At 71.9% G+C, this 21089-nt stretch carries 17 protein-coding genes; 5 read left to right on the top strand and 12 right to left on the bottom strand.

Features of this window, described 5'->3' with window-relative positions; translation table 11 throughout:
• The first annotated feature begins 277 nt into the window (after positions 1-277).
• The gene (locus EOT10_RS17200) at positions 278-1789 is read left to right on the top strand and encodes an alpha/beta hydrolase (RefSeq protein WP_127829274.1); all 1512 of its coding nucleotides are present in this window, start codon (positions 278-280) and stop codon (positions 1787-1789) included.
• A 60-nt stretch (positions 1790-1849) separates the two neighbouring features.
• On the opposite strand, the gene EOT10_RS17195 is transcribed toward EOT10_RS17200, so the two are convergent.
• Both EOT10_RS17195 and EOT10_RS17190 read right to left on the bottom strand, forming a co-directional pair.
• Positions 1850-2875: an NAD-dependent epimerase/dehydratase family protein gene (locus EOT10_RS17195; protein WP_127829273.1), complete on the bottom strand. Its 1026-nt coding sequence runs from the start codon at positions 2873-2875 to the stop codon at positions 1850-1852.
• Positions 2876-2969: 94 nt separating this feature from the next.
• Positions 2970-3707, bottom strand: coding sequence for a lysophospholipid acyltransferase family protein (locus tag EOT10_RS17190; RefSeq protein ID WP_127829094.1), 738 nt, complete (start codon positions 3705-3707; stop codon positions 2970-2972).
• Positions 3708-3899: 192 nt separating this feature from the next.
• Here EOT10_RS17190 and EOT10_RS17185 point away from each other — a divergent pair, with 192 nt between their 5' ends.
• On the top strand, positions 3900-4289 hold the full coding sequence (locus EOT10_RS17185) for an SSI family serine proteinase inhibitor (protein ID WP_127829093.1): 390 nt from the start codon (positions 3900-3902) through the stop codon (positions 4287-4289).
• A 65-nt stretch (positions 4290-4354) separates the two neighbouring features.
• Here EOT10_RS17185 and EOT10_RS17180 read toward each other — a convergent pair whose 3' ends face one another.
• The 5 genes from EOT10_RS17180 to EOT10_RS17160 all read right to left on the bottom strand — a co-directional run bounded on the left by EOT10_RS17180 (position 4355) and on the right by EOT10_RS17160 (position 8951).
• Positions 4355-4513: a hypothetical protein gene (locus EOT10_RS17180; RefSeq protein ID WP_100597532.1), complete on the bottom strand. Its 159-nt coding sequence runs from the start codon at positions 4511-4513 to the stop codon at positions 4355-4357.
• An 84-nt stretch (positions 4514-4597) separates the two neighbouring features.
• On the bottom strand, positions 4598-5548 hold the full coding sequence (locus EOT10_RS17175) for a cytochrome c oxidase assembly protein (RefSeq protein WP_127829092.1): 951 nt from the start codon (positions 5546-5548) through the stop codon (positions 4598-4600).
• 166 nt (positions 5549-5714) lie between these two features.
• On the bottom strand, positions 5715-6740 hold the full coding sequence (locus tag EOT10_RS17170) for a 6-phosphofructokinase (protein ID WP_127829091.1): 1026 nt from the start codon (positions 6738-6740) through the stop codon (positions 5715-5717).
• 217 nt (positions 6741-6957) lie between these two features.
• Positions 6958-7689 carry a type 1 glutamine amidotransferase gene (locus EOT10_RS17165; RefSeq protein ID WP_127829090.1) on the bottom strand — a complete coding sequence of 244 codons (732 nt, stop codon included), beginning with the start codon at positions 7687-7689 and terminating at the stop codon, positions 6958-6960.
• Between the two features lie 23 nt (positions 7690-7712).
• Positions 7713-8951 carry a Mur ligase family protein gene (locus EOT10_RS17160; RefSeq protein WP_127829089.1) on the bottom strand — a complete coding sequence of 413 codons (1239 nt, stop codon included), beginning with the start codon at positions 8949-8951 and terminating at the stop codon, positions 7713-7715.
• Between the two features lie 141 nt (positions 8952-9092).
• Here EOT10_RS17160 and def point away from each other — a divergent pair, with 141 nt between their 5' ends.
• A complete protein-coding gene (gene def / locus EOT10_RS17155) occupies positions 9093-9647 on the top strand; it encodes a peptide deformylase (protein ID WP_127829088.1) in 555 nt (184 codons plus the stop codon).
• 19 nt (positions 9648-9666) lie between these two features.
• Here def and EOT10_RS17150 read toward each other — a convergent pair whose 3' ends face one another.
• Positions 9667-10335, bottom strand: coding sequence for a TetR/AcrR family transcriptional regulator (locus EOT10_RS17150; RefSeq protein WP_127829087.1), 669 nt, complete (start codon positions 10333-10335; stop codon positions 9667-9669).
• 174 nt (positions 10336-10509) lie between these two features.
• Here EOT10_RS17150 and EOT10_RS17145 point away from each other — a divergent pair, with 174 nt between their 5' ends.
• Positions 10510-11739, top strand: coding sequence for an acyl-CoA dehydrogenase family protein (locus tag EOT10_RS17145; protein WP_127829086.1), 1230 nt, complete (start codon positions 10510-10512; stop codon positions 11737-11739).
• A gap of 57 nt (positions 11740-11796) precedes the next feature.
• On the opposite strand, the gene EOT10_RS17140 is transcribed toward EOT10_RS17145, so the two are convergent.
• The 4 genes from EOT10_RS17140 to EOT10_RS17125 form a co-directional block, all read right to left on the bottom strand.
• The gene (locus EOT10_RS17140) at positions 11797-12546 is read right to left on the bottom strand and encodes an SDR family NAD(P)-dependent oxidoreductase (protein WP_127829085.1); all 750 of its coding nucleotides are present in this window, start codon (positions 12544-12546) and stop codon (positions 11797-11799) included.
• 106 nt (positions 12547-12652) lie between these two features.
• Positions 12653-14884: an alpha-N-acetylglucosaminidase gene (locus EOT10_RS17135; protein WP_127829084.1), complete on the bottom strand. Its 2232-nt coding sequence runs from the start codon at positions 14882-14884 to the stop codon at positions 12653-12655.
• Between the two features lie 194 nt (positions 14885-15078).
• On the bottom strand, positions 15079-16494 hold the full coding sequence (locus EOT10_RS17130) for an SWIM zinc finger family protein (RefSeq protein WP_223281021.1): 1416 nt from the start codon (positions 16492-16494) through the stop codon (positions 15079-15081).
• Positions 16491-19664, bottom strand: a complete 3174-nt coding sequence (locus EOT10_RS17125) for a DEAD/DEAH box helicase (RefSeq protein ID WP_127829083.1) — start codon at positions 19662-19664, stop codon at positions 16491-16493. Before EOT10_RS17125 ends, EOT10_RS17130 begins: the two co-directional genes overlap by 4 nt.
• A gap of 214 nt (positions 19665-19878) precedes the next feature.
• Between EOT10_RS17125 and EOT10_RS17120 the strand changes: the two genes are divergently transcribed.
• Positions 19879-20934 (top strand): fatty acid desaturase family protein, encoded by a 1056-nt coding sequence (locus tag EOT10_RS17120; RefSeq protein WP_127829082.1) that lies wholly within the window; start codon positions 19879-19881, stop codon positions 20932-20934.
• Positions 20935-21089: the final 155 nt, after the last annotated feature.

Raw genomic sequence — 21089 nt, 5'->3', positions numbered from 1 at the left:
CCCGCGGCCCGAACCAAACGACCGTAGGCGGCCATTCCGCTCACCGGGACGAGTTATACCGTTTATCGGATTGGTAAAGAACGTCAGCCGTCTCTGTTGTCAGGGACCCCGCAGGCGCAAGGATCCCCGTACTGATCGAGAACCCGATCGAAGTATTGGTCGAATCGATGTACGGAGGCCTCAGTTGAGACGGACTCGACTTACCAGTCGAAGCAGCCGGACGGCGGTGATCGGCTCCGCCGGAACCCTGGTGGCGGCGACCCTGATAGCGGGAGCCATGGCGGCGCCGGTCGCCAGCGCGGACTCCCGGACCGGCCAGGACCGTGAGGCCCGCGGCGCGGCCGTCGCCGCGGCCCGCGCCGCCAAGGCGGGTATCGACTGGAAGGACTGCCCCGCCGACTGGGGCATAGCCAAGCCCATCCAGTGCGGTTGGGTCACGGTGCCGCTCGACTACGCGAAGCCGTACGGCAAGCAGATCAAGCTCGCCCTCGACCGCATCGGCTCCACCGGCACCACGGACGAGCGCCAGGGCGCCCTCGTCTACAACCCCGGTGGCCCCGGCGGCTCGGGCATGCGCTTCCCCACCCGCGTCACCAGCAAGAACCCGCTGTGGGCCAAGACGTCGAAGGCGTACGACTTCGTCGGCTTCGACCCGCGCGGCGTCGGGCACTCCGCGCCCATCTCCTGCATCGACCCGCAGGAGTACGTCAAGGCCCCGAAGGCCGACCCGGTCCCCGGCTCCGAGGCCGACAAGCTCGCCCAGCGCAAGCTCGCCAAGGAGTACGCGGACGGCTGCGCCGAGCGCAGCGGCGACATGCTGCCGCAGATGACCACCCCGAACACCGCGCGCGACCTCGACGTGATCCGCGCCGCCCTCGGCGAGAAGAAGCTCAACTACCTGGGCGTCTCCTACGGCACCTACCTGGGCGCCGTCTACGGCACCCTCTTCCCGGGCCACGTCCGCCGCATGGTCGTCGACAGCGTCGTCGACCCGGCGAAGGACAACATCTGGTACCAGGCCAACCTGAACCAGGACATCGCCTTCGAGGGCCGCTGGAAGGACTGGCAGGACTGGGTCGCCAAGAACGACGGGACCTTCCACCTCGGCGACACCCGTGCCAAGGTCCAGCAGCAGTGGGAGACCCTGCGCGCCGCCGCCAAGAAGAACCCCATCGGCGGCGTCGTCGGCCCCGCCGAGCTCATCGGCTTCTTCCAGAGCGCCCCGTACTACGACTCGTCGTGGGTGCCGGTCGCGCAGGTGTGGAGCAAGTACGTCGCGGGCGACACCCAGGCCCTCGTCGACGCCGCGGGCCCCGACATGTCGGACACCGCGGGCAACGCCAAGGCGGAGAACGGCAACGCCGTCTACACCGCCGTCGAGTGTGCCGACGCCCAGTGGCCCACCGACTGGAACACGTGGGACCGCGACAACACCCGTCTGAACAAGGACTATCCGTTCATGACGTGGGCGAACGCGTGGATGAACCTGCCGTGCGCCACCTGGCCCACCAAGCAGCAGACCCCCGTGAACGTGAAGACCGGCAAGGGCCTGCCCGCCGTCCTCATCGTCCAGTCCACCCGCGACGCGGCCACCCCCTACCAGGGCGCCGTCACGCTGCACCAGCGCTTCGCGGGCTCGCGCCTGATCACCGAGAAGGACGCGGGCTCGCACGGTGTCACCGGCCTGACCAACCCGTGCATCAACGACCGGGTCGACACCTACCTGCTCACCGGCAAGACGGACAGCCAGGACGTGACCTGCGCCCCGCACGCCACGCCCAAGCCGTAACCGGCACCTGACCGATGACGATGCCCGGCCCCGGATCCGGGGCCGGGCATCGTCACGCCGTCATCCCCGCCCCGCCAGCCACGCGTCCTCGGCCGGGTAGTCGAACAGGCCGGTCGTGTAGCTCCGCACCATCGCCGGGAACGCCTCTTCCCACCCGCGTCCCTCGCGCAGCCGGTCCGTCAGCCAACCGACCGTCTCCGGAAGGGAGTCGGCGTACGTCATGACGGGCCGGTAGCCCAACTCCCGCTCCGCGGCGGCCATGTCGTACACGACGGGATGCTCGATGGACCACGGGGTGTCACCCACGTTCGGCGCCGGGGGAGCACCCTCCACCAGGACCGTCTCCGTCTCGACACCCATCACCGCGTCGATCTCCGCCCCGATCTCCGCGATCGTCGGCGCCTCGGGATCCCCGGCGTTCAGGGCACGCGAGCCGGGCCGCGCCGCCGCGAGCCGCACCAGCTCGGCGAGGTTGCGCACACCGACCGGATGGAACCGGCTGCGCCCGCCGTACGCGAGCACGCGCGTACGCCGCCCGTCCAGATTCCGCTTCACGAAGTACAGCTCACGCGGCGTGCGGCAATGCGGCCCGTGCACGGCCCCCGCCCGCAGCAGCGTCACCGGCAGCCGGCCACCGAGCGCGAGCAGCTCCCGCTCGAGCCCCACCTTCCGCGTGCTGTACGTCGCGTCGCCCGGCGCGACCGTACGCTGCGACTCCGCGATCGGCACCGGGTACCGGGGTGCCCCGTCCGGCTCGCCCTGGGTGTCGAAACCCCGGCCCTCGGCGTCCTCGTAGACCGCCCCGCTGGAGATCACCACCGCCGAACCGATCCGGTCCGCGAACGAGGCCAGCTGCCGCGCGTGAGCCTGCCCGTAGGCCACCGTGTCCACGACCACGTCGACGCCGTCCCCGAGCACCGCCCCAAGGGCGGCGTCGTCCTCCCGGTCGGCGCGCAGCTCCCGCACCCCACCCGGCAGGTCGCCGTGCCGCCCGCCGCCGCGCGAGACCGCCGTCACCGCCCAGCCGTCCTCCGCGAGCGCCCGCACGGCCGCGCGCCCGATCTGCCCTGTCGCCCCGATCACCACCGCTGTCTTCATGACCGGGACCGTACGCCGGGCGCGGGCGCCGCTCCCAGGGGGTTACGCGCAGCGCAGAAACCCCGGCCGGCCGGGGTCCCGCTCAGCTCAGCGGCATGCGCGGAAACCTGCGCGCCTTCTCCCGCGCCTTCTCCTTGGCCTGCTCCGCCTCGGCCGCCTTCACGTCGGCCGCGTACCGGTCGACGTACTCCTGGCCGGACAGACCGAGGATCGCGTACATGATCTCGTCCGTGACCGCGCGGAGAACCGCCTTCTCGTGCTCCATGCCCGCGTAGCGCGAGAAGTCCAGGGGCTCCCCGAAACGGATCGTCACCCGGTGGAGGTTCGGGATGACCTGCCCCGGAGGCTGCGCCTCGAACGTGCCGATCATCGCGCAGGGGATCACCGGGACCCGCCCCTTGAGCGCCATCGCGGCCACGCCGACCTTGCCCTTGTAGAGCCGCCCGTCGTGCGAGCGCGTGCCCTCCGGGTAGATCCCGAGCAGCTGCCCCTTGCTCAGCACACCGAGGCCCTCACGGATCGCGGCCTGGCCCGCCTCCTTGCCGGAGCGGTCCACGGGGATCTGCCCGGCGCTGCGGAAGAACGCGGCGGTGAGCCGTCCCTTGACGCCCGGCCCGGTGAAGTATTCCGCCTTCGCCAGGAAGGTGATCCGGCGCTTCAGGATGGCCGGCATCAGGAAGTGGTCGGAGAACGACAGGTGATTGCCCGCGACGATCGCGGCGCCCGCATCCGGCACATGCTCCAGGCCCTCGATCCGGGGCCGGAACACCAACCGCAGCAGCGGCCCCAGAATCACGTACTTGAGCAGTCGGTAGAACATGCTGGGCCGCCTTCCCCCGTGGATCCAGGTGCGTTGCGCACAGTAACCAATCGCCGGGCCCCGCGCGAGAGCCCGTCCGGGGCCGGTCGCGTCTCCGTCCGGGGGAACGCGCGGCGTGTCGGCTCGACGGGCGCCTCGGGGGAGCGGTGCCCTTGCCTCCGATCGTCCCGCACGCGACACCGGAGGTCCCGTATGCGTTCCCTCGTCCTCGCCGCCGCAGCCCTCACCGCCCTCGCCGCGGCCGGTCCCGCCCGAGCCGCCGACACCGACCCGCCCGCGCCCGACGCACTCTTCCTCACCGTCTCCGGGGACCAGGGCGGATGGATGCGGGGTGAGCTGCTTCGCTGCGATCCCGCGCCGTGGGGGCACCATGCGCACGCCGCCGGGGCATGCGCCGCCCTCGACGCCGCACAAGGAGATCTGGACGCGCTCCCCCCGGCCCAGGAGATGTGCACCCAGGTCTACGCACCTGTCACCGTGAGCGCGACCGGCACCTACCGCGGCCGCGCGGTCAACTGGCACAAGACCTTCGCCAACGCCTGCACGATGTCCGCCTCGACCGGCGACGTCTTCCGCTTCTGACCCCCGGGCCCCGCCTCGCGCGGCGCCATGCCCGCCTGCCGTCAGGTGTTGCGCGACGCCCGCCGTCAGGTGCTGCGCGACGCGGCCATCCCGAGCGTGAGCAGACCCAGCACGACCCAGCCGAACCACAGCCAGCCGTTGCTCCCCAGCGCCACCGTGTAGGCCGTCACCGCGACCAGGGCGCCGACGGTGAGCACCCCCATCGTCTTCATCGATCCGGGCATGACCCGCCTCCTCCCGGCAGCCCGGACGGCGCAGCGCCCGAACCGCGGCTGGAGACCATCGTCACCCCGCGGGGGTGCCCGGCGCTACTGGCCGCGGGTGTTCAGAGAGGCCAGATACGCGTTGTACGCGGCCAGCTCCTGGTCGCCGTCGCGGTCCGCCGCCCGGTCCTTGCGCCGGGCCTGCCGGTCCTCGGACTTCTTCCACTGGAACAGCAGCGCGAGCAGCACAAGTACCGAGGGCACCTCGCTGAACGCCCACGCGATGCCGCCCGCCGCCGTCTGGTCCGCGAGCGCGTCGATCCCGAGCGAGGCCGGCGGATGCATGTACGTGCCGACCATCGGCCCCGACGCCATCATCAGCGCGATGCCGAAGAACGCGTGGAAGGGCATGCCCGCGAAGAGTTCCAGCATCCGCATCACATAGCCGGGCCGGTGGGGGCCCGGGTCCACGCCCATGATCGGCCAGAAGAAGACCAGGCCGACGGCGAGGAAGTGGACCATCATGCCGATGTGCCCGACCTTCGAGCCCATCAGGAAGTCGAAGAGCGGCGAGAAATAGAGCGCGTACAGGCTCGCGATGAAGAGCGGGATCGTGAACGCGGGGTGCGTGATGATCCGCATGTACCGGCTGTGCAGCAGCATCAGGAGCAGCTCGCGCGGCCCCTTGGTGCCGCGCTGCGCCACCGGCATCGCCCGCAGCGCCAGCGTGATCGGCGCGCCCATCAGGAGCAGGATCGGCGACAGCATGCTGATCACCATGTGCTGCACCATGTGCACGGAGAACATGACCATGCCGTAGTCGTTCAGCTTGGTGCACATCACGAGCATCACGGTCAGTACACCGATGACGAACGACAGCGTGCGGCCGACCTGCCAGCTGTCACCGCGCCGCGCGAGCCGCACGACACCCCAGCCGTACAGGCCGAGGGCCACCAGGCACCCGATCAGGAAAAAGGGGTCCGCCGACCATTCGAGGCCCCGCCCCAGCGTGAACGGCGGCAGATCCATGGTCATGCCGTGCCCGCTGTGATCCATCCGCCGGCTCCTGATTAGTACCTGTTGCGCTGTCTGTCCGCACCAGAGTAGAACTGCCCCCGGCCGCGACCACGACCGGGGGCAGACTCTTCAAGACCGAACGACAAGACCGAACGACAAGACCGAACGACAAGACCGAACGACAAGACCGAACGACAAGACCGGACTACAGGACGCACTCCGCCTCGGCGTACCGCTCCTGCGGGACCGTCTTCAGCGTCTCCACGGCCTCGGCGAGCGACACCATCACGATGTCCGTGCCGCGCAGCGCCGTCATCATGCCGAACTCGCCCCGGTGCACGGCCTCGACGGCGTGCCACCCGAACCGCGTGGCGAGCACACGGTCGTACGCCGTCGGGGTGCCGCCGCGCTGGACGTGCCCGAGGATCACCGGGCGGGCCTCCTTGCCGAGGCGGTGCTCCAGCTCACCGGAGAGCCGCGTCGCGATCCCCGCGAAGCGCTCGTGGCCGTACATGTCCTTGACGCCCTCGTCGAACTCCATCGAGCCGGGCGCGGGCTTGGCGCCCTCGGCGGCGACGACGATGGCGAACTTCTTGCCCGCGGAGAACCGCTCGCCGACCTTCGCGGTCAGCTCCTCGATGTCGAAGGGGCGCTCGGGTACGACGATGGCGTGCGCTCCGGCGGCCATGCCCGAGTGCAGCGCGATCCAGCCGGTGTGACGGCCCATGACCTCGACGATCAGGACGCGCTGGTGGGACTCGGCGGTCGTCTTGAGGCGGTCGAGCGCCTCGGTCGCGACGCCGACGGCCGTGTCGAACCCGAAGGTGACATCGGTCACCGCGATGTCGTTGTCGATCGTCTTCGGCACGCCCACGATCGGGAGCCCGCCGTCGGACAGGAGACGGGCCGCCTTCAGCGTGCCCTCACCGCCGATCGGGATGATCGCGTCGAGCCCGAGCTCCGCGACATGCCCCTTGGCGCGCTCCACGCCGTCGCGCAGATGCGCGGGCTGGACCCGCGACGAGCCGAGGATCGTGCCGCCCCGGGCGAGAATGCCGCCCACCGCGTCCAGGTCGAGCTTGCGGTAGTCGCACTCCAGCAGGCCTTTCCAGCCGTCGTGGAAGCCGATGACCTCGTCGCCGTGGTCGACGACGGCGCGGTGGACGACCGAACGAATCACCGCGTTCAGGCCGGGACAGTCTCCGCCGGAGGTGAGGACACCAATACGCATAGCCCGAAAACCTTTGCAACGTGGGCCGATGACCGGACCACGTCGTCCGGCTGGATCCCCGCCACCTTATCGGCGTACGGGGGCCCTCACGCACAGGGCGTCCGCCAGGTGGACCCGACCGCTCACATGGCGCTCCCGCGCCCCAAAGGGGCGCGGGGAACTGCGCCACCAGCCCAGGCGGACCCGCACCTGGCAGACGCCCCGAGCGTGGCAGACGCTAAGCCGTCTGGGCAGTGGCCGCCGAGATCCGCTCACCGCGGAGCGCCTCGTACCAGCGGTCGTCGACCGGCGGCAGCGCGTTCACGTCGAGGGCCAGCTTCAGGAGCAGGTCCGCGATCAGCGGGTTGCGGGCGAGGACCGGACCGTGCATGTACGTGCCGAACACGGTGTCGTTGAACGCGCCCTCCGTGCCGTCACCCGTGCCGTTGCCCCGGCCGATCTGCACGCGCGCGAAGGGGCGCGCCGAGGGGCCGAGGTGCGTGACGCCCTGGTGGTTCTCGAAGCCGGTCAGCTGCGGCAGGCCCAACTGCGGGTCGATGTCGGCCAGTACGTCACCGACGCACCGCTCGCCCTCGCCGCGCGTGGACACCACGTCGAGCAGCCCGAGCCCCGGCTCGCGCTCGCCCAGGTCGTTGATGAACTCGTGGCCGAGGATCTGGTACCCGGCGCAGACCGAGAAGACGATCGCGCCGTTGGCCACGGCCCGTTCGAGGCCGCCGTCCCGGCGCAGCCGCTCGGCGGCGAGCCGCTGCGGCCGGTCTTCGCCGCCGCCGATCAGATAGATGTCGCCGGACGTCGGGATCGGCTGGTCGCTGCGGACGTCGAGGCGGTGCACGTCGAGGCGGCGCTGACGGGCGCGGCGCTCCACGACGAGGGCGTTGCCCTGGTCGCCGTACGTGCTCAGGAGGTCCGGGTAGACCCAGACCAGACGAAGGCCGTTGTCGCTCATGCTCATGAATCCTCTGCGGGGTCTCAGTTGCCGACGCGGCGGCGGACGTCCTGGAACGCGGTGTAGTTGGCGATCAGCTCGATCCGGCCGGGCGGGGCGGACTGCACCGCCTCGTCGACGGTGTCGCAGACCCGGAAGTCGAGCCCTGCGACCTCGAGCCGCACCGCCAGGTCGAGCCGTCGGTCGCCGATCACGAAGATCGGGTGACCGGCCAGACGCGTGTAGTCGACGTCCCACAGCCAGGACGTGTCGGTGCCGTCCGCGCCCCGCGCGTTGACCGCGAGGATCACCGGGGTGGGCGGCGGGTCGATCAGGGAAAACGTTTCGAGCCAGCCCGCCGGGTTCTTCGCGAGCAGCAGGCGCAGGTCACGGCCGAGGAACTGCACGACGTCGTAGCGGCCCGCGACGGCCTGCACCTGGTACATGCGCTCCAGGGCGACCTGCGGCGGCACGCCGAAGCACGCGGCGACGGCGGCCGACGAGGTCGCGTTCGCCTTGTTCGCGCGGCCGGGGAGCTGGAGGTGGATCGGCCAGGCCGAGCCGTGCGGGTCGAGGACGTAGTCGCCCTGGAGCGCCCAGCTGGGCGTCGGACGGCGGAAGCCGCACTCGCCGCAGTACCAGTCGTCGCCGGGGCGCTGCATCACGCCACCGCACGACGGGCACGACCAGGCGTCGTCCTTCCACTCCTGCCCCGCGGCCACCCACACCACGTTCGGCGAGGAGGACGCGGCCCACACGACCAGCGGGTCGTCCGCGTTCGCGATGACGATCGCCTTCGAACCGGACAGGCCCTCGCGCCACTTCTCGGCGAGCATGCGGGTCTCGGCGGCGCGGTCGAGCTGGTCGCGCGACAGGTTGAGCAGCGCGATGGCCTTGGGGGCCGTGTCGCGGGCGACACCCGCGAGGTACTTCTCGTCGACCTCGATCACGCCGTACTTCGCGTCCGAGCCGCCGGCGAGCGCCGACGTGATGCCCGCGGGCATGTTCGCGCCGAGCGCGTTCGACACGACGGGGCCGCTGGCGCGCAGGGCCTCCGCGATCAGCCGGGTGGTCGTGGTCTTGCCGTTCGTCGCCGAGACGAGCACCACGTCCAGATGCTGGGCGAGACGCCCGAGCAGCTCGGGGTCGAGCCTGAGCGCGACCTTGCCGCCGATCACCGATCCGCTGCCGCGGCCCGCCGCCCGCGACACCGCAGCGGCCGCCTTGCCCGCCGTGACGGCCAGCTTGGCCCGCGGAGTCAGCGGCTCCGAGTTGCCTGACATCGTTCTGGATCCTCCTTGCGTACGGCGCCGCGCCTGCCCCCGGCATCGCTTTCCGGAGTCAGCCTATCGAGATCCACCAACGAGCCCGAACCGCGGCACCACCCCGGATCCGGGGCTGTCCATGACCGTACCCTTACGGTCATGCGACACGGCTCGATCCCGGGCGCCTCCGGGCGCGTACGACCCATGACCCTGCTCGGTGATCCCGTGCTGCACACCCCCTGCGAGGAGGTGACCGACTTCGGGCCCGCGCTCGGCCGCCTCATCCAGGACATGTTCGCGACGATGTACGCCGCCCGGGGCGTGGGCCTGGCGGCGAACCAGATCGGCGAGTCCGCGCGGGTGTTCGTGTACGACTGCCCCGACGACGAGGACGTCCGGCACCTGGGCCACATCGTGAACCCGCGCCTCGTCGAGGCGGACGGTGTCGTCGTGCGCGGCGCGGAGGGCTGTCTCTCGCTGCCGGGCCTGGAGGCGGGCACGCCCCGCTTCGACCATGTCCTCGTCGAGGGCGTGAACCTGCGGGGAGAGCCGAAGACCGTGCACGGAACGGGCTGGTTCGCGCGCTGCCTCCAGCACGAGTGCGACCACCTGGAAGGCCGCGTCTACCCGGACCGCGTCACGGGGTGGCGCCGCCGGAGGGTCCTGCGCCAGGCGGCGCGGGCCTCGTGGGCGACGGCGGGTACGGCGTCGTAGGACCGGGTCGTGGCGTGGCCTAGAACCCCGGCCCGCCGACCTTGTCGCCCGCTTCGGCGAGCCTGCCCCACAGCAGGTCGGCGAGGCTGCGCACCAGGTCTTCGCGCGAGCAGGGCCGCTCGCCGAGCCACCAGTCGCCGGCGGCGTGCATCATGCCGACGATCCCGTGGCCCCAGACGCGGGCGAGCTGCTGGCCGCCGGGGCCTAGGTCGACGCGCTCCTCGATGACCTCGGCGAGCTCCTCGCCCATGCGGCGCAGCAGGGGAGCGGAGTGCTTGCCGACGTAGAAGCCCTGCTCGCCCGGCGCCGCGCTCTCGGCGACGCTCTCGGAGGGGTGCATGAGGAAGCGGTACACCTGCGGGCTTGCCTCGATCGCCGCGAGGTAGGTGTCGAGCGTCGCCTCGACGCGTCTGCGGCGCTCGGCCGGGGCGTCGAGCGCGGCCCGCAGCGAGGCGAGGAGCGCGTCCGTGTGGCGCTTGGCGAGCGCGGCGTAGAGGCCGCCCTTGTCGCCGAAGTGCCGGTAGAGGATCGGCTTGGTGATGCCGGCCTCGGCCGCGATGGCGTTCATCGACGCGCCGGGGCCGTCGCGCAGCACCACGCGGTCCGCGGCCTCCAGCAGCTCCCGCCGCCGTCGCTCGGCAGACGTCCGCTGATCGGTCCGCTGATCGGTCCGCTGTGTGGTCTCCATGAGGTGTCTCCCCGCCCGTGCGATGGCCTGACGCACGCGAAACGTAACACTCGTTCCCGGGAAGTCCCCGAATCGCATCGAACGGGCACTCGGGAGTTGACAGGGGCTACTGGCGAGTAACACACTGCGGTTACCGCAAGTAACGTGTGAAGTGTACGCAGTGCTGGAGGGGTCATGGCCGAGTTCACGATGGATCTGAACGACGAGCAGAAGGAAGTCAGGGACTGGCTCCACGGGTTCGCCGCCGATGTGATCCGTCCCGCGGCCGCCGAGTGGGACGAGCGTGAAGAGACGCCGTGGCCCGTCATCCAGGAAGCCGCCAAAGTCGGCATCTACTCCCTGGACTTCTACGCGCAGCAGTTCTTCGACCCGACGGGTCTCGGCATCCCGATGGCCATGGAGGAGCTGTTCTGGGGCGACGCGGGCATCGCCCTGTCGATCGTCGGCACCGGCCTCGCCGCCGTAGGCGTCCTCGCCAACGGCACCGAGGAGCAGATCGGCACCTGGATCCCCCAGATGTACGGCGACCAGAACGACGTCAAGGTCGCCGCCTTCTGCTCCTCCGAGCCCGACGCCGGTTCCGACGTCGCCTCCATGCGCACCCGCGCCGTCTACGACGCGGCCAAGGACGAGTGGGTCCTCAACGGCACCAAGACCTGGGCGACCAATGGCGGCATCGCCAACGTCCACGTCGTCGTCGCCGTCGTCGACGCCGAGCTCGGCTCCAAGGGCCACGCCTCCTTCATCGTGCCGCCGAACACCCCCGGCCTGTTCCAGGGCCAGAAGTTCAAGAAGCACGGCATCCGCGCCTCGCACACCGCCGAGGTCGTCCTCGAGGACGTGCGGATCCCCGGCTCCTGCCTGCTCGGCGGCAAGGACAAGCTCGACGAGCGCATGGCCCGCGCCCGCGAGAAGGCCAAGGCCGGCGGCGGCGAGCGCGTGAAGAACGCCGCCATGGCCACCTTCGAGGCGTCCCGCCCGGCCGTCGGCGCGATGGCGGTCGGCACCGCCCGCGCCGCGTACGAGGAGGCCCTGGAGTACGCCAAGACCCGTACGCAGTTCGGCCGCCCGATCATCGACAACCAGGGCGTGGCCTTCCAGCTCGCCGACATGCGCACCCAGATCGACGCGGCCCGCCTCCTGGTGTGGCGTGCCTCCTGGATGGCCACCACGGGCAAGAAGTTCGAGAACGCCGAGGGCTCCATGTCGAAGCTCTTCGCGAGCGAGACCGCCAAGAAGGTCACCGGCCAGGCCATCCAGATCCTCGGCGGCAACGGCTTCACCCGGGAGTACCCGGTCGAGCGCATGCACCGCGACGCCGCGATCTACACCATCTTCGAAGGCACCAGCGAGATCCAGCGCCTCGTGATCGCCCGCACCCTGTCGGGCATGCCGATCCGCTAGGACCATCGCCGAGTCCGCCGGTGCCCTTCGCGCGGCGTAGGGCACCGGCTCCCGGACTCAGTAGTCGACCAGCGCGCCGCACGAGATGTTCACCGTCGCCGATGTCATCGTGCGGGCCCGGTCGGACGCCACGAACGCGGCGACATCACCGACATCGGACAGCGTCGCCGTACGCCCCAGAAGCGTCGACCGCGTCAGTTCCGCCGCGATCTCGTCCCGCCCCTCGGACGCGGGCACGCTCTCCGGGATCCCGCCCGTCTTCAGCGTCACCACCCGGATCCCGGACGCGCCCAGCTCGCAGGCCCACTGGCGGCGCAGCCCCTCGAGGGCGTCCAGGGCGATCTTGAAACCGCCGAGTCCCGGCAGGGTCTGCGTACCGGAACCGCCGAAGGCGAGGACCACACCGCCGCCCCGCGCGGACATGTGCCGGGCGGCGGCCCGCGTGGTGAGGAAGTGGCTGCGGGTCGCGGTCACGATCGGCGCCAGGAAGTCGTCGACCGCGATCTCGGTGAGCGGCTGCTGCACGTCGCCGACCCCGATCAGATTGAACGAGACGTCGATCCGACCCGTCTGGGCGGCCACACCGTCCACGAACGCGTCGACGGCCGCCTCGTCCAGCGCGTCCACCTCGGAGGCGTGGGCGGCACCGCCCTCCGCACGGATCTCCCGCGCGAGCCGGCTCACCTTCGCGCCGGTGCGCCCGGCCAGGAACACCGTCGCGCCCTCACGCACGAAGGAGCGCGCCACCGCGCCACCGATCGCGCCACCCGCCCCGTGGACCAGCGCGACCTTGTCCTCCAGCAACATGCCGACCACCACTTTCCTGTGTGTGCGTCCCGCGTGTGCGTACCGCGTGTGAGTCCCGAAACCAGTGGACCCCAGATGGGTGGCGGCCGCCGGAGGGTCGTAGAGGTCACAGGCGCGCGGCGACCTTGCGGGCGACGCGGACGATGTCTCCGGAGGGCCGCGCCGGGTAGGCCGGGTGGGTGCGGACCCAGTGGTCCTCCAGGGCGTACCAGTCGACCGGCTTCGGGGCGGTGCCCTCGGCGAGTGCGGTGGCCAGCGTGTCGAAGTAGGTCCGCCAGCGCAGGGTGTACAGGCCGCCCACGAGTCCGGCCCACTCGCGGTTCGCGTAGTCGTGCAGCCCGCCGCTGTCGGCGCCCGAACGCGGGCCCCACACGGTCACCAGGGACACGGCGTCGTACTCGAGACGGTCCCGCTCCTCGTCGTCGGCGCCCCAGGCCCGCGCGTCGGCGATCCAGCGCCCCAGCAGATGGCGCGGATGCGTGGCGACGGTCTCCTCCAGCAGCCCCAGCCACGCGAACCACTCCGCGGTGAGCTCCTCGAACGCACCCCGGTCCTTGGCGTCGTACGCGGCCTTGATCCGCGGCAGCAGCGCCCGGCTGCGGTGCGAGACCGTCTGCCGGGTGACGTCCGTCAGGTCGTAGGCGTACGCGGAACTGCGGCGCAGCCGAGGGGCGACCGCGAGCAGTTCGGGCAGCGCCCGCGCGAACTCCCCGGCGTCGTAGCGCAGCGCCCCCGGCGACCAGGACGCGCCGCTCCTCACACCCAGGGAGGGCCGGGCGCCGAACAGCCCGTCGTGGCCCTCGCTCCAGCTGTCCGCGCGCGTGGTGCCGTACGCGGTGCGGCGCAGGACGTCCCAGGCGGCCACCGCGTGCGCGTCGTCGCCGCCGTAGCGCTGCGCCGGCCACTGTTCGAACCACGTCTTGAGGTCGACGGGACCGTCCGTCCACGGCAGATCGCTGAAGAGGGCGAACGCGGCGGGATTGTTGTCGGCGCCTTCGGGCATGAGCGCGATGCCGTCCAGGGAACTGTTCGGCCGGGTTCGCCAACTCTCGTACAGGGAGGCCCAGTCGGGGGTGTTGGCGCCCATCGTCGTGTGGCCGCCGAAGTTCCAGATCGAGCCGAACGCGTAGGGCGTGCCCGCCCAGTCCTTGTCGCGGTCGGTCACCGAGGGGAAGCGGTCGGACAGGCCGTCGACGATGAACATCTTCGAACGGTCGACGGCGTCGAGGATGTCGCGGCGCGGGTTGGTCTGCCAGCCGAGGATGTTCCAGATCGCGCCGGGGTGGGCCGTGCGCAGGGCCTTCTCGACCGCCTTCGCGGCCTCGCCGACCGGCACGTCACCCGGCCTGCCGCCCTCGTGCAGCAGGTCGAGCTTGTACATGGTGGAGTCGCCGAGCAGTTCGCTCTGCACCCGGTAGAACGTCTCCGCGATCCGCGCGAAGTGCGGGTCGCGCGGGTCGAGCCAGTCGGGGCGCGTGAAGCCCACCCAGCCGCCCTGCGGGACGACATGGGCCCCCGGGTTCCGGTCGGCGAAGCCGGGCGGGACCGTGCCGAAGTAGCCCGGCAGCACGGGCGTCATGCCCAGCTCACGGATCCGTCCGACGATCTTCCGGGCGAGCGCCGCGCGGCGGTCGAGCAGTCGCTGCGACAGGGGCCCGCCGAACCCGGACATGTTCTGGAGCAGCCACCACGGCTGGTGGGCCGGACCCGCGATCCACGCGCGCATCTCGGCGTCCCCGTAGCCGAACTCCTGGAACGTGCGGTGGTAGACGCTGTCCGCGCCGAGGTAGACCAGGACCTCGTTGTAGCCGTGCAGCGCGAGGACGTCGAGCTCACGCTCCCAGTAGTCCCAGCCGTGATACGGGCCCGTGTAGCCGTCGTTGGTGTCGTTGAACGCGAACCGGTGGGCGACGTTCGCCTCGCGGACCAGGGGTGCGGCCAGGCCCGGCAGCTGCCCCGGCAGGGACTCGGTCTGCTCGCCGCTCCACGAGAAGTGCGCGTGGGCGTGGCGGCGGAGGTACTGGTGGAAGCCGGTCAACTGCACCGCGGGCGTGGTGCCTTCGACGAGGATCCGGCCTCTGGGCCCCGACACCCTGAAGACGTCGGCCTTGCCGTCTCCCCTGTCGTCTCCCTTGCCGTCTCCCTTGCTGTCGGGGCGGGGCACGGTGCGGAAGGTGACCTGGTCGTGGTGGTGCGGCAGCAGGCGGGCCAGCGCGTCGCCGGCCGGGTCCGGGTCGCGGGAGCCCGTCGCGCCCTCGGCGGCGGCTCCCGATGCGGCCGCGGCGAGCGCGGCGGACGACCCGAGGGCGGTGAGCACGGTACGGCGACCGATGTTCATGGGGCACTCCCAGCGCGTGAGTGGACTGGACCACTTGCGCCGGGGATCTTACGGAGGGCGGGGAGGGTTGGGTAGGGAGCGGGGGATCCGGGGTGATCCGGGATAGGGGGAGCCAGGGGTGACCCGGGACAGGGGGATCCTGGGGTGACCGAACACGCGTGCCGCACGCGCGTGTTCGGTCACCCCTCACGACGTCACTCGTCCCCGACCGCCGCCGACAGCGCCGCGGCCGGGTCGTGGGCCGGCGGACCCGCGGGGAGCCAGCGGCCACGGTCCTTGCGGTACGGCCACCAGCGCCCGTCACGGCCGAGCCGTATCTGCGCGCCCGCGCCGGTGGCCGTCCACCGGTTGCGCGCCGCACGCAACGGCGGACGCTCCCCGGCGTCCCAGGCAGCCTCGACCGCGGTACGCGCGCGTGCGGCCGTCTCCGCGTCGGGCGACCACTCCTCCTCCAGGACGGACAGACCGGCGGCGCCCCCGTGTTCCCAGGCGAGCACGGCCGCCGCCAGCCCCTCGCGGTCCCGCCCCGACCCGTCCGCGAGCCGGGCAGCGATCCACGGCTCGGGTCCGGAGGCGCCGGCCGCCAGCCGTACCGCATCCTGTTCCGGCGTCAACCCCGCCTCCGGAGCGCGTAGTTCATGGCCGGGGGTCAAGGCCTCCGTCAGCATCCGGTGGGCCTCGGCCGCCGCTCGGGCGCCGAGGAACTCCAGGGCCGCCACGTCCGTGCCCGGCGGCGGCTCCGTCTCCGTGTCCAGGGACGGCACGCGCCCCGCCTCGGACGGCAGCGGCGGAACGGACGGCAACGGCGGCAGGATGCTCCCCACGGCGAAAGCCTCGGCGGCGTCCACACCGTTCGGGGGAGGCCCTGCCTGAGTGCCGGTGGCGGTGCCGGTGCCGGTAGCGGTGCTGGGGTCGAGGTCGATGCCGGAGGCGGAGCCGGGGTCGGCGTCCTCGAACCCGGTCCCCGCCGCGGCGGACGCCACACTGCGCACCTGGAGTTCGTCCAGCAGCTCGCGCTCGCCACGCCCACGCATCAGCAGCAGCACGAACGGGTCCTGGTCGAGGAGCCGGGCCAGCTGGTAGCAGAGGGCCGCCGTGTGCGCGCAGTGGTCCCACGCGTCACAGCCGCAACGCGGCTCCAAGTCGCCGATGCCGGGCAGGAGTTCCACGCCGGCCGCCGCCGCGTCCTCCACCAGGTGCGGGGGCATCTCGCGGTCGAGCAGCGCCGCGATGTGCCCGGCCCGTTCGACCGCCATCCCGAGGAACCGGTCCCACTCCTCCTCGGTCAGCCGCTGCAGCAGCACGTCGGCGCGGTGCCTCGCGCCGCCCCGGTCCTCGACGACCGCGGTGACCCGCCCCGGCCGCACCGAGACCGCCCCCACGGCCCCCGCGCGCGCCAGCCTGCGCCCCGCCTTCAACTGCTGCAGGTCGAGAGCCGAGTCCTCCAGCGCCTTGAGCCAGGCCTGCCCCCACCACGACTGCGCGAAGCCGCGCCCGTGGACGGGGGCCAGCGCCGCGAAGACACGTTCCTGCTCGGCGGGGGTGTCGGTTCCCTCGCCGTCGTGCACGTCGCCGTCGTACACGTCGTCGTACTCGTGACGGTCGGTCATCGTGTGCCCCCTCGCAGCGCGACCAGATCGGCCAGCTCGGAATCCGTCAGTTCGGTCAGCGCTGCCTCGCCGGAGCCGAGCACCGCGTCGGCCAACTCCCGCTTGCGCACCAGCATGTCGGCGATCCGGTCCTCGATCGTGCCCTCCGCGATCAGCCGGTGGACCTGCACCGGCCTGCTCTGCCCGATGCGGTACGCACGGTCCGTCGCCTGCGCCTCGACCGCCGGGTTCCACCAGCGGTCGTAGTGCACGACGTGCTCGGCGCGGGTGAGGTTGAGCCCCGTACCGGCGGCCTTCAGGGACAGCAGGAAGACCGGCACCTCACCCTCCTGGAAGCGCTCGACCATGGCCTCGCGGGAGGCGATCGGCGTGCCGCCGTGCAGGAACTGCGAGGGCACGCCGCGCGACGCCAGATGCCGTTCGATCAGGCGCCCCATCTGCACGTACTGCGTGAACACCAGCACGCTCGCGTCCTCGGAGAGGATCGTGTCGAGCAGCTCGTCGAGCAGTTCCAGCTTCCCCGAACGGCCGGGAATGCGCGGCTCGTCCTCCTTGAGGAACTGGGCGGGGTGGTTGCAGATCTGCTTGAGGCCCGTGAGGAGTTTGACGATCAGCCCGCGCCGCTCGAAACCGTCCGCCCCGGAGATCTCGGCGAGCGTCTCCCGCACCACGGCCTCGTAGAGCCCCGCCTGCTCGGCGGTGAGGGACACGGCGCGGTCGGTCTCGGTCTTCGGCGGGAGCTCGGGCGCGATCCCGGGGTCCGACTTACGGCGCCTGAGCAGGAACGGACGCACCAGCTGCGACAGGCGTTCGGCCGCGGCGGGGTCCTTGCCCTCCTCCACCGCGCGGGCGTACCGCGTGCGGAACGTGCCGAGCCTGCCGAGCAGCCCCGGCGTCGCCCAGTCGAGGATCGCCCAGAGCTCGGACAGGTTGTTCTCCACCGGGGTGCCGGTGAGCGCCACGCGCGCGCGTGCCCCGATCGTCCGCAGCTCCTTCGCGGTCGCCGAGTGCGGATTCTTGACGTGCTGCGCCTCGTCCGTGACGACCATGCCCCACTCGACCCCGGCGAGCTGCGCCGCGTCGAGCCGCATCGTGCCGTACGTGGTGAGCACGAACTCGCCGGCGGCGATGTCCTCCAGGCTGCGACGCCCTCCGTGGAAGCGGCGCACGGGAGTGCCCGGCGCGAACTTCTCGATCTCGCGCTGCCAGTTGCCCATGAGGGAGGTCGGGCAGACGACGAGGGTCGGGGCGGCGCTCTCCGGAACGGTCTGACGGTGCAGGTGCAGCGCGATCAGGGTGATCGTCTTGCCGAGCCCCATGTCGTCGGCGAGACAGGCGCCGAGACCGAGGGACGTCATACGGGCCAGCCAGTTCAGGCCGCGCACCTGATAGTCGCGCAGGCCGGCGGCCAGCGCGGCGGGCTGCCCGACGGGCGCCATGCCCTCCGGATCGGCGAGCAGTTCCCGCAACTCCGCGAGCCAGCCTGTCGGACGGACCTCGACACGGCGGCCGTCCACCTCCGTGGAACCCGTCAGGGCGGCACCGAGCGCGTCGATCGGGGTGACCTTACGGTCCTGGTGCTCGCGGAAGCGACGGGCCTCCTCGGGGTCGATGAGGACCCACTGATCACGCAGCCGCACGACTGGCCGGTTGGCCTCGGCGAGCCGGTCGAGCTCTTCCCGGCTCAGCTCCAGGTCGCCCAGCGCGAACCGCCAGTTGAACGAGAGGAGGGCGTCCGCGGAGAGGAACGACGGGGTGCCGGCGTCGAACGTGCCCGAGCCGGTCCCTCCGGGGGCCTCGTCGGCGCCGGTCGTGTCTGAGCCTGAGCCTGAGCCGTAGGCGTCGGGGGCCCTGTCGTCCGGCGGGCCGATCACTGCGCGTGCGGTCAGGCGGCGTGCCATCTGCCGGGGCCAGTGCACGTCGACGCCGGCCGTGGCGAGAGCCCGCGCACCGGCGCCGAGCAGGTCGGTGATCTCCTCGTCCGCCAGGTCGAGCGCGTCCGGGACGGCCGCCGAGAGCAGAGGTGTGAGGGGTGCCCACGCGCGGGCGGCGCGCCGCAGGGCGAGCAGGGCGTCCATGCGGGCCCGCGGCCCGAAGGCGTGTGCCGAGGCACCTGGCGCCGCCCACACGTCTGCGGCGTCGACGACCAGCGCGGGGTCGCTGACGCTGTGCATCTGAAGGACGGCACGGAAGGTGACGGGGGTCCTCCGGACGTCGGATGCGGAGCCGCCGCCGGCCTGGGTGAGGTCTCCGGGCTCGGTGCTGTTCCTGTTCCCGTTCCTGTTCCCGTTCCCGTACCCGATAGCGTCCCCGTCCTCGTACCCGGCGCCGTCCGCGTCTTCGGCCCGGGCGCGGTCGAGGCCGGGTGTCTCGACGCGCAGCGAGATCCGCACGCCCGCGTCATGTCCCGCGGCGACGTCGGCGGCCCACGCGCGGTGTCCGGGGATCCGCCGCGGCTCGGCGGCGGCGAACGCGGGTGCGCCCGCGGCGAGGGCCGCGGCGGGGGAGCGGGGCAGGGTGTCGGCGACCGCGTCGAGGAAGGCGCGCAGCAGCGTCTCGGGGGCGGGCAGCCGGAGCGGTTCCGGTCCCTCCAGCGGACGGAGCCGTTCCGGTCCCTCCAGCGGATGGGGCCGTTCCTGTCCCTCCAGCGGCGTGGCGTGCGCCTCGGGGGGCATCGCGGCGGCCAGTTCCCTGACCCGCTCCAGGTCCTCGGCCCGCAGCGGGCCGGCGCGCCAGGCGTCGTGGTCGTCCGGCGTGAGGCCGGGCAACAGCAGGCCGCGCGCCGCGAACTGGAGGGCGAGCACGGAGGCGGCGCCCCAGAACGCCGCGCTCGGACGGGCCACGGCACCGGCACGCGCGCGCGTGAGGACCGGGAGCGCGGCACGGACGGGCAGCAGGACCGCGGACACGGCGTCGCGCTCGACGCCGCCGTCGACGGGTACGGCGAGACGCAGCTCCCGCGGCGTGCCCGCGTCGGTGTGGGGAGGCCGGCCGCCGTCGGGGCGCCAGAAGGCGACGGTTCCCTCGCGCGCCGGATCGGCGGGCACGAAGACCGCGCAGCAGCGGACCAGTTCGGAGATCTCGGGGAGTGTTGCCACGGGGTGCCTGTGGGCAGCGATGACGTATTCCTCAAATTTGACTACCGGACGGAGTCGCCGAGAGTACCGCATGAACCCGGCCGAGGCGACGACGTACGCGGTGACGTCGGCCGGGCCCGCGCGCAGGGGGTGTAGCTAGCCCCCCTGTGGAGGCGGTGCTACCCCCGCACGGACCCGGGTGGTGGCGCCATGGCGACCCAATGCCCCTGATTCCTACGTTTGTTGAGGTCGGGCAGCCCAACCCGACCCCACCCCCGTACCCGCCCCAGAGACCGGAGACCACGCCATGACCCTGGCCGTCGAAGCCGTCGCGGACCACTCCCCAGGCACGACGGGGACTCAGCCGCAAGGAAGCGAGTTCGCCCCGCTGCTGCGCACCGTCAAGAGCCAGGACCTCCTGGAACGGCGCACCGGCTGGTACGTGCGCACCATCGTCGTGAACGCCCTGGCCCTGGCCGCCGTCGGTACGGGCATGGCCGTCATCGGCGGTTCCTGGTGGGTCCTTGCGCTCGCGCCCGTCCTCTCGGTGCTCTGCGCGCGCACCGCCTTCGTCGGACACGACGCCGGCCACGCGCAGATCACCGGCGATCGGACCGTGAGCCGGATCATCGGCCTCGTCCACGGCAATCTCCTGCTCGGCATGAGCTACAGCTGGTGGAACGACAAGCACAACCGCCACCACGCCAACCCGAACCACATCGACAAGGACCCCGACGTCGCCGCCGACGTCCTCGTCTTCACGAGCGGACAGGCCGCCACCCGCTCCGGCTTCCGCCGCTGGCTCACCCGCAACCAGGCCTGGCTGTTCTTCCCGCTGACCCTCCTGGAAGGCCTCGCCCTCAAGCTGTACGGCTTCCAGGACCTGCGCCGCCAGCCCCCGCGCGAACGCGTTGTGGAGGGCCTGTTCCTCGTCGCCCACGTCGTCGGCTACGTGGCGCTGCTCCTGGGCACCATGCCCCTCGGCCACGCCCTCGCCTTCGCCGCGATCCACCAGGCCCTCTTCGGCCTGCACCTCGGCATGGCCTTCGCGCCGAACCACAAGGGCATGGAGATGCCCGACCCGGACGGCGAACGCTGGGGCCACCTGCGCCGGCAGGTCCTCACCTCCCGCAACATCAAGGGCGGCGCGCTGACCGACTGGTTCCTCGGCGGCCTCAACTACCAGATCGAGCACCACCTCTTCCCGAGCATGCCCCGCCCCCACCTGCGCCTGGCCCAGCCCCTCGTCAGGGCCCACTGCCGCGACCTGGGCATCCCCTTCACGGAAACCGGCCTCATCGACTCCTACCGACAGGCCCTGCGCCACATGTACGAGGTCGGGGAGCCGCTGCGCATGGAGTGAACGCCCGGGGGCACACCACCTCAGGGATGCGTCAGGGTGGCGCCTCAGGGGCGCATCAGGGTCGCGACCAGGAACCGGCCGGGCCGCGGTTCCGTTTCACAGAGTAGAGGCGGGGGCCCGCCTCTCATGGCGAGGGCGGTTTGCAGCCCCCGAAG

Source organism: Streptomyces antnestii, assembly GCF_004005495.1.
Taxonomy (GTDB): domain Bacteria; phylum Actinomycetota; class Actinomycetes; order Streptomycetales; family Streptomycetaceae; genus Streptomyces; species Streptomyces antnestii.
Note: the sequence above shows the minus strand (reverse complement) of the source record. Positions and strands in the feature narration are given on the sequence as shown.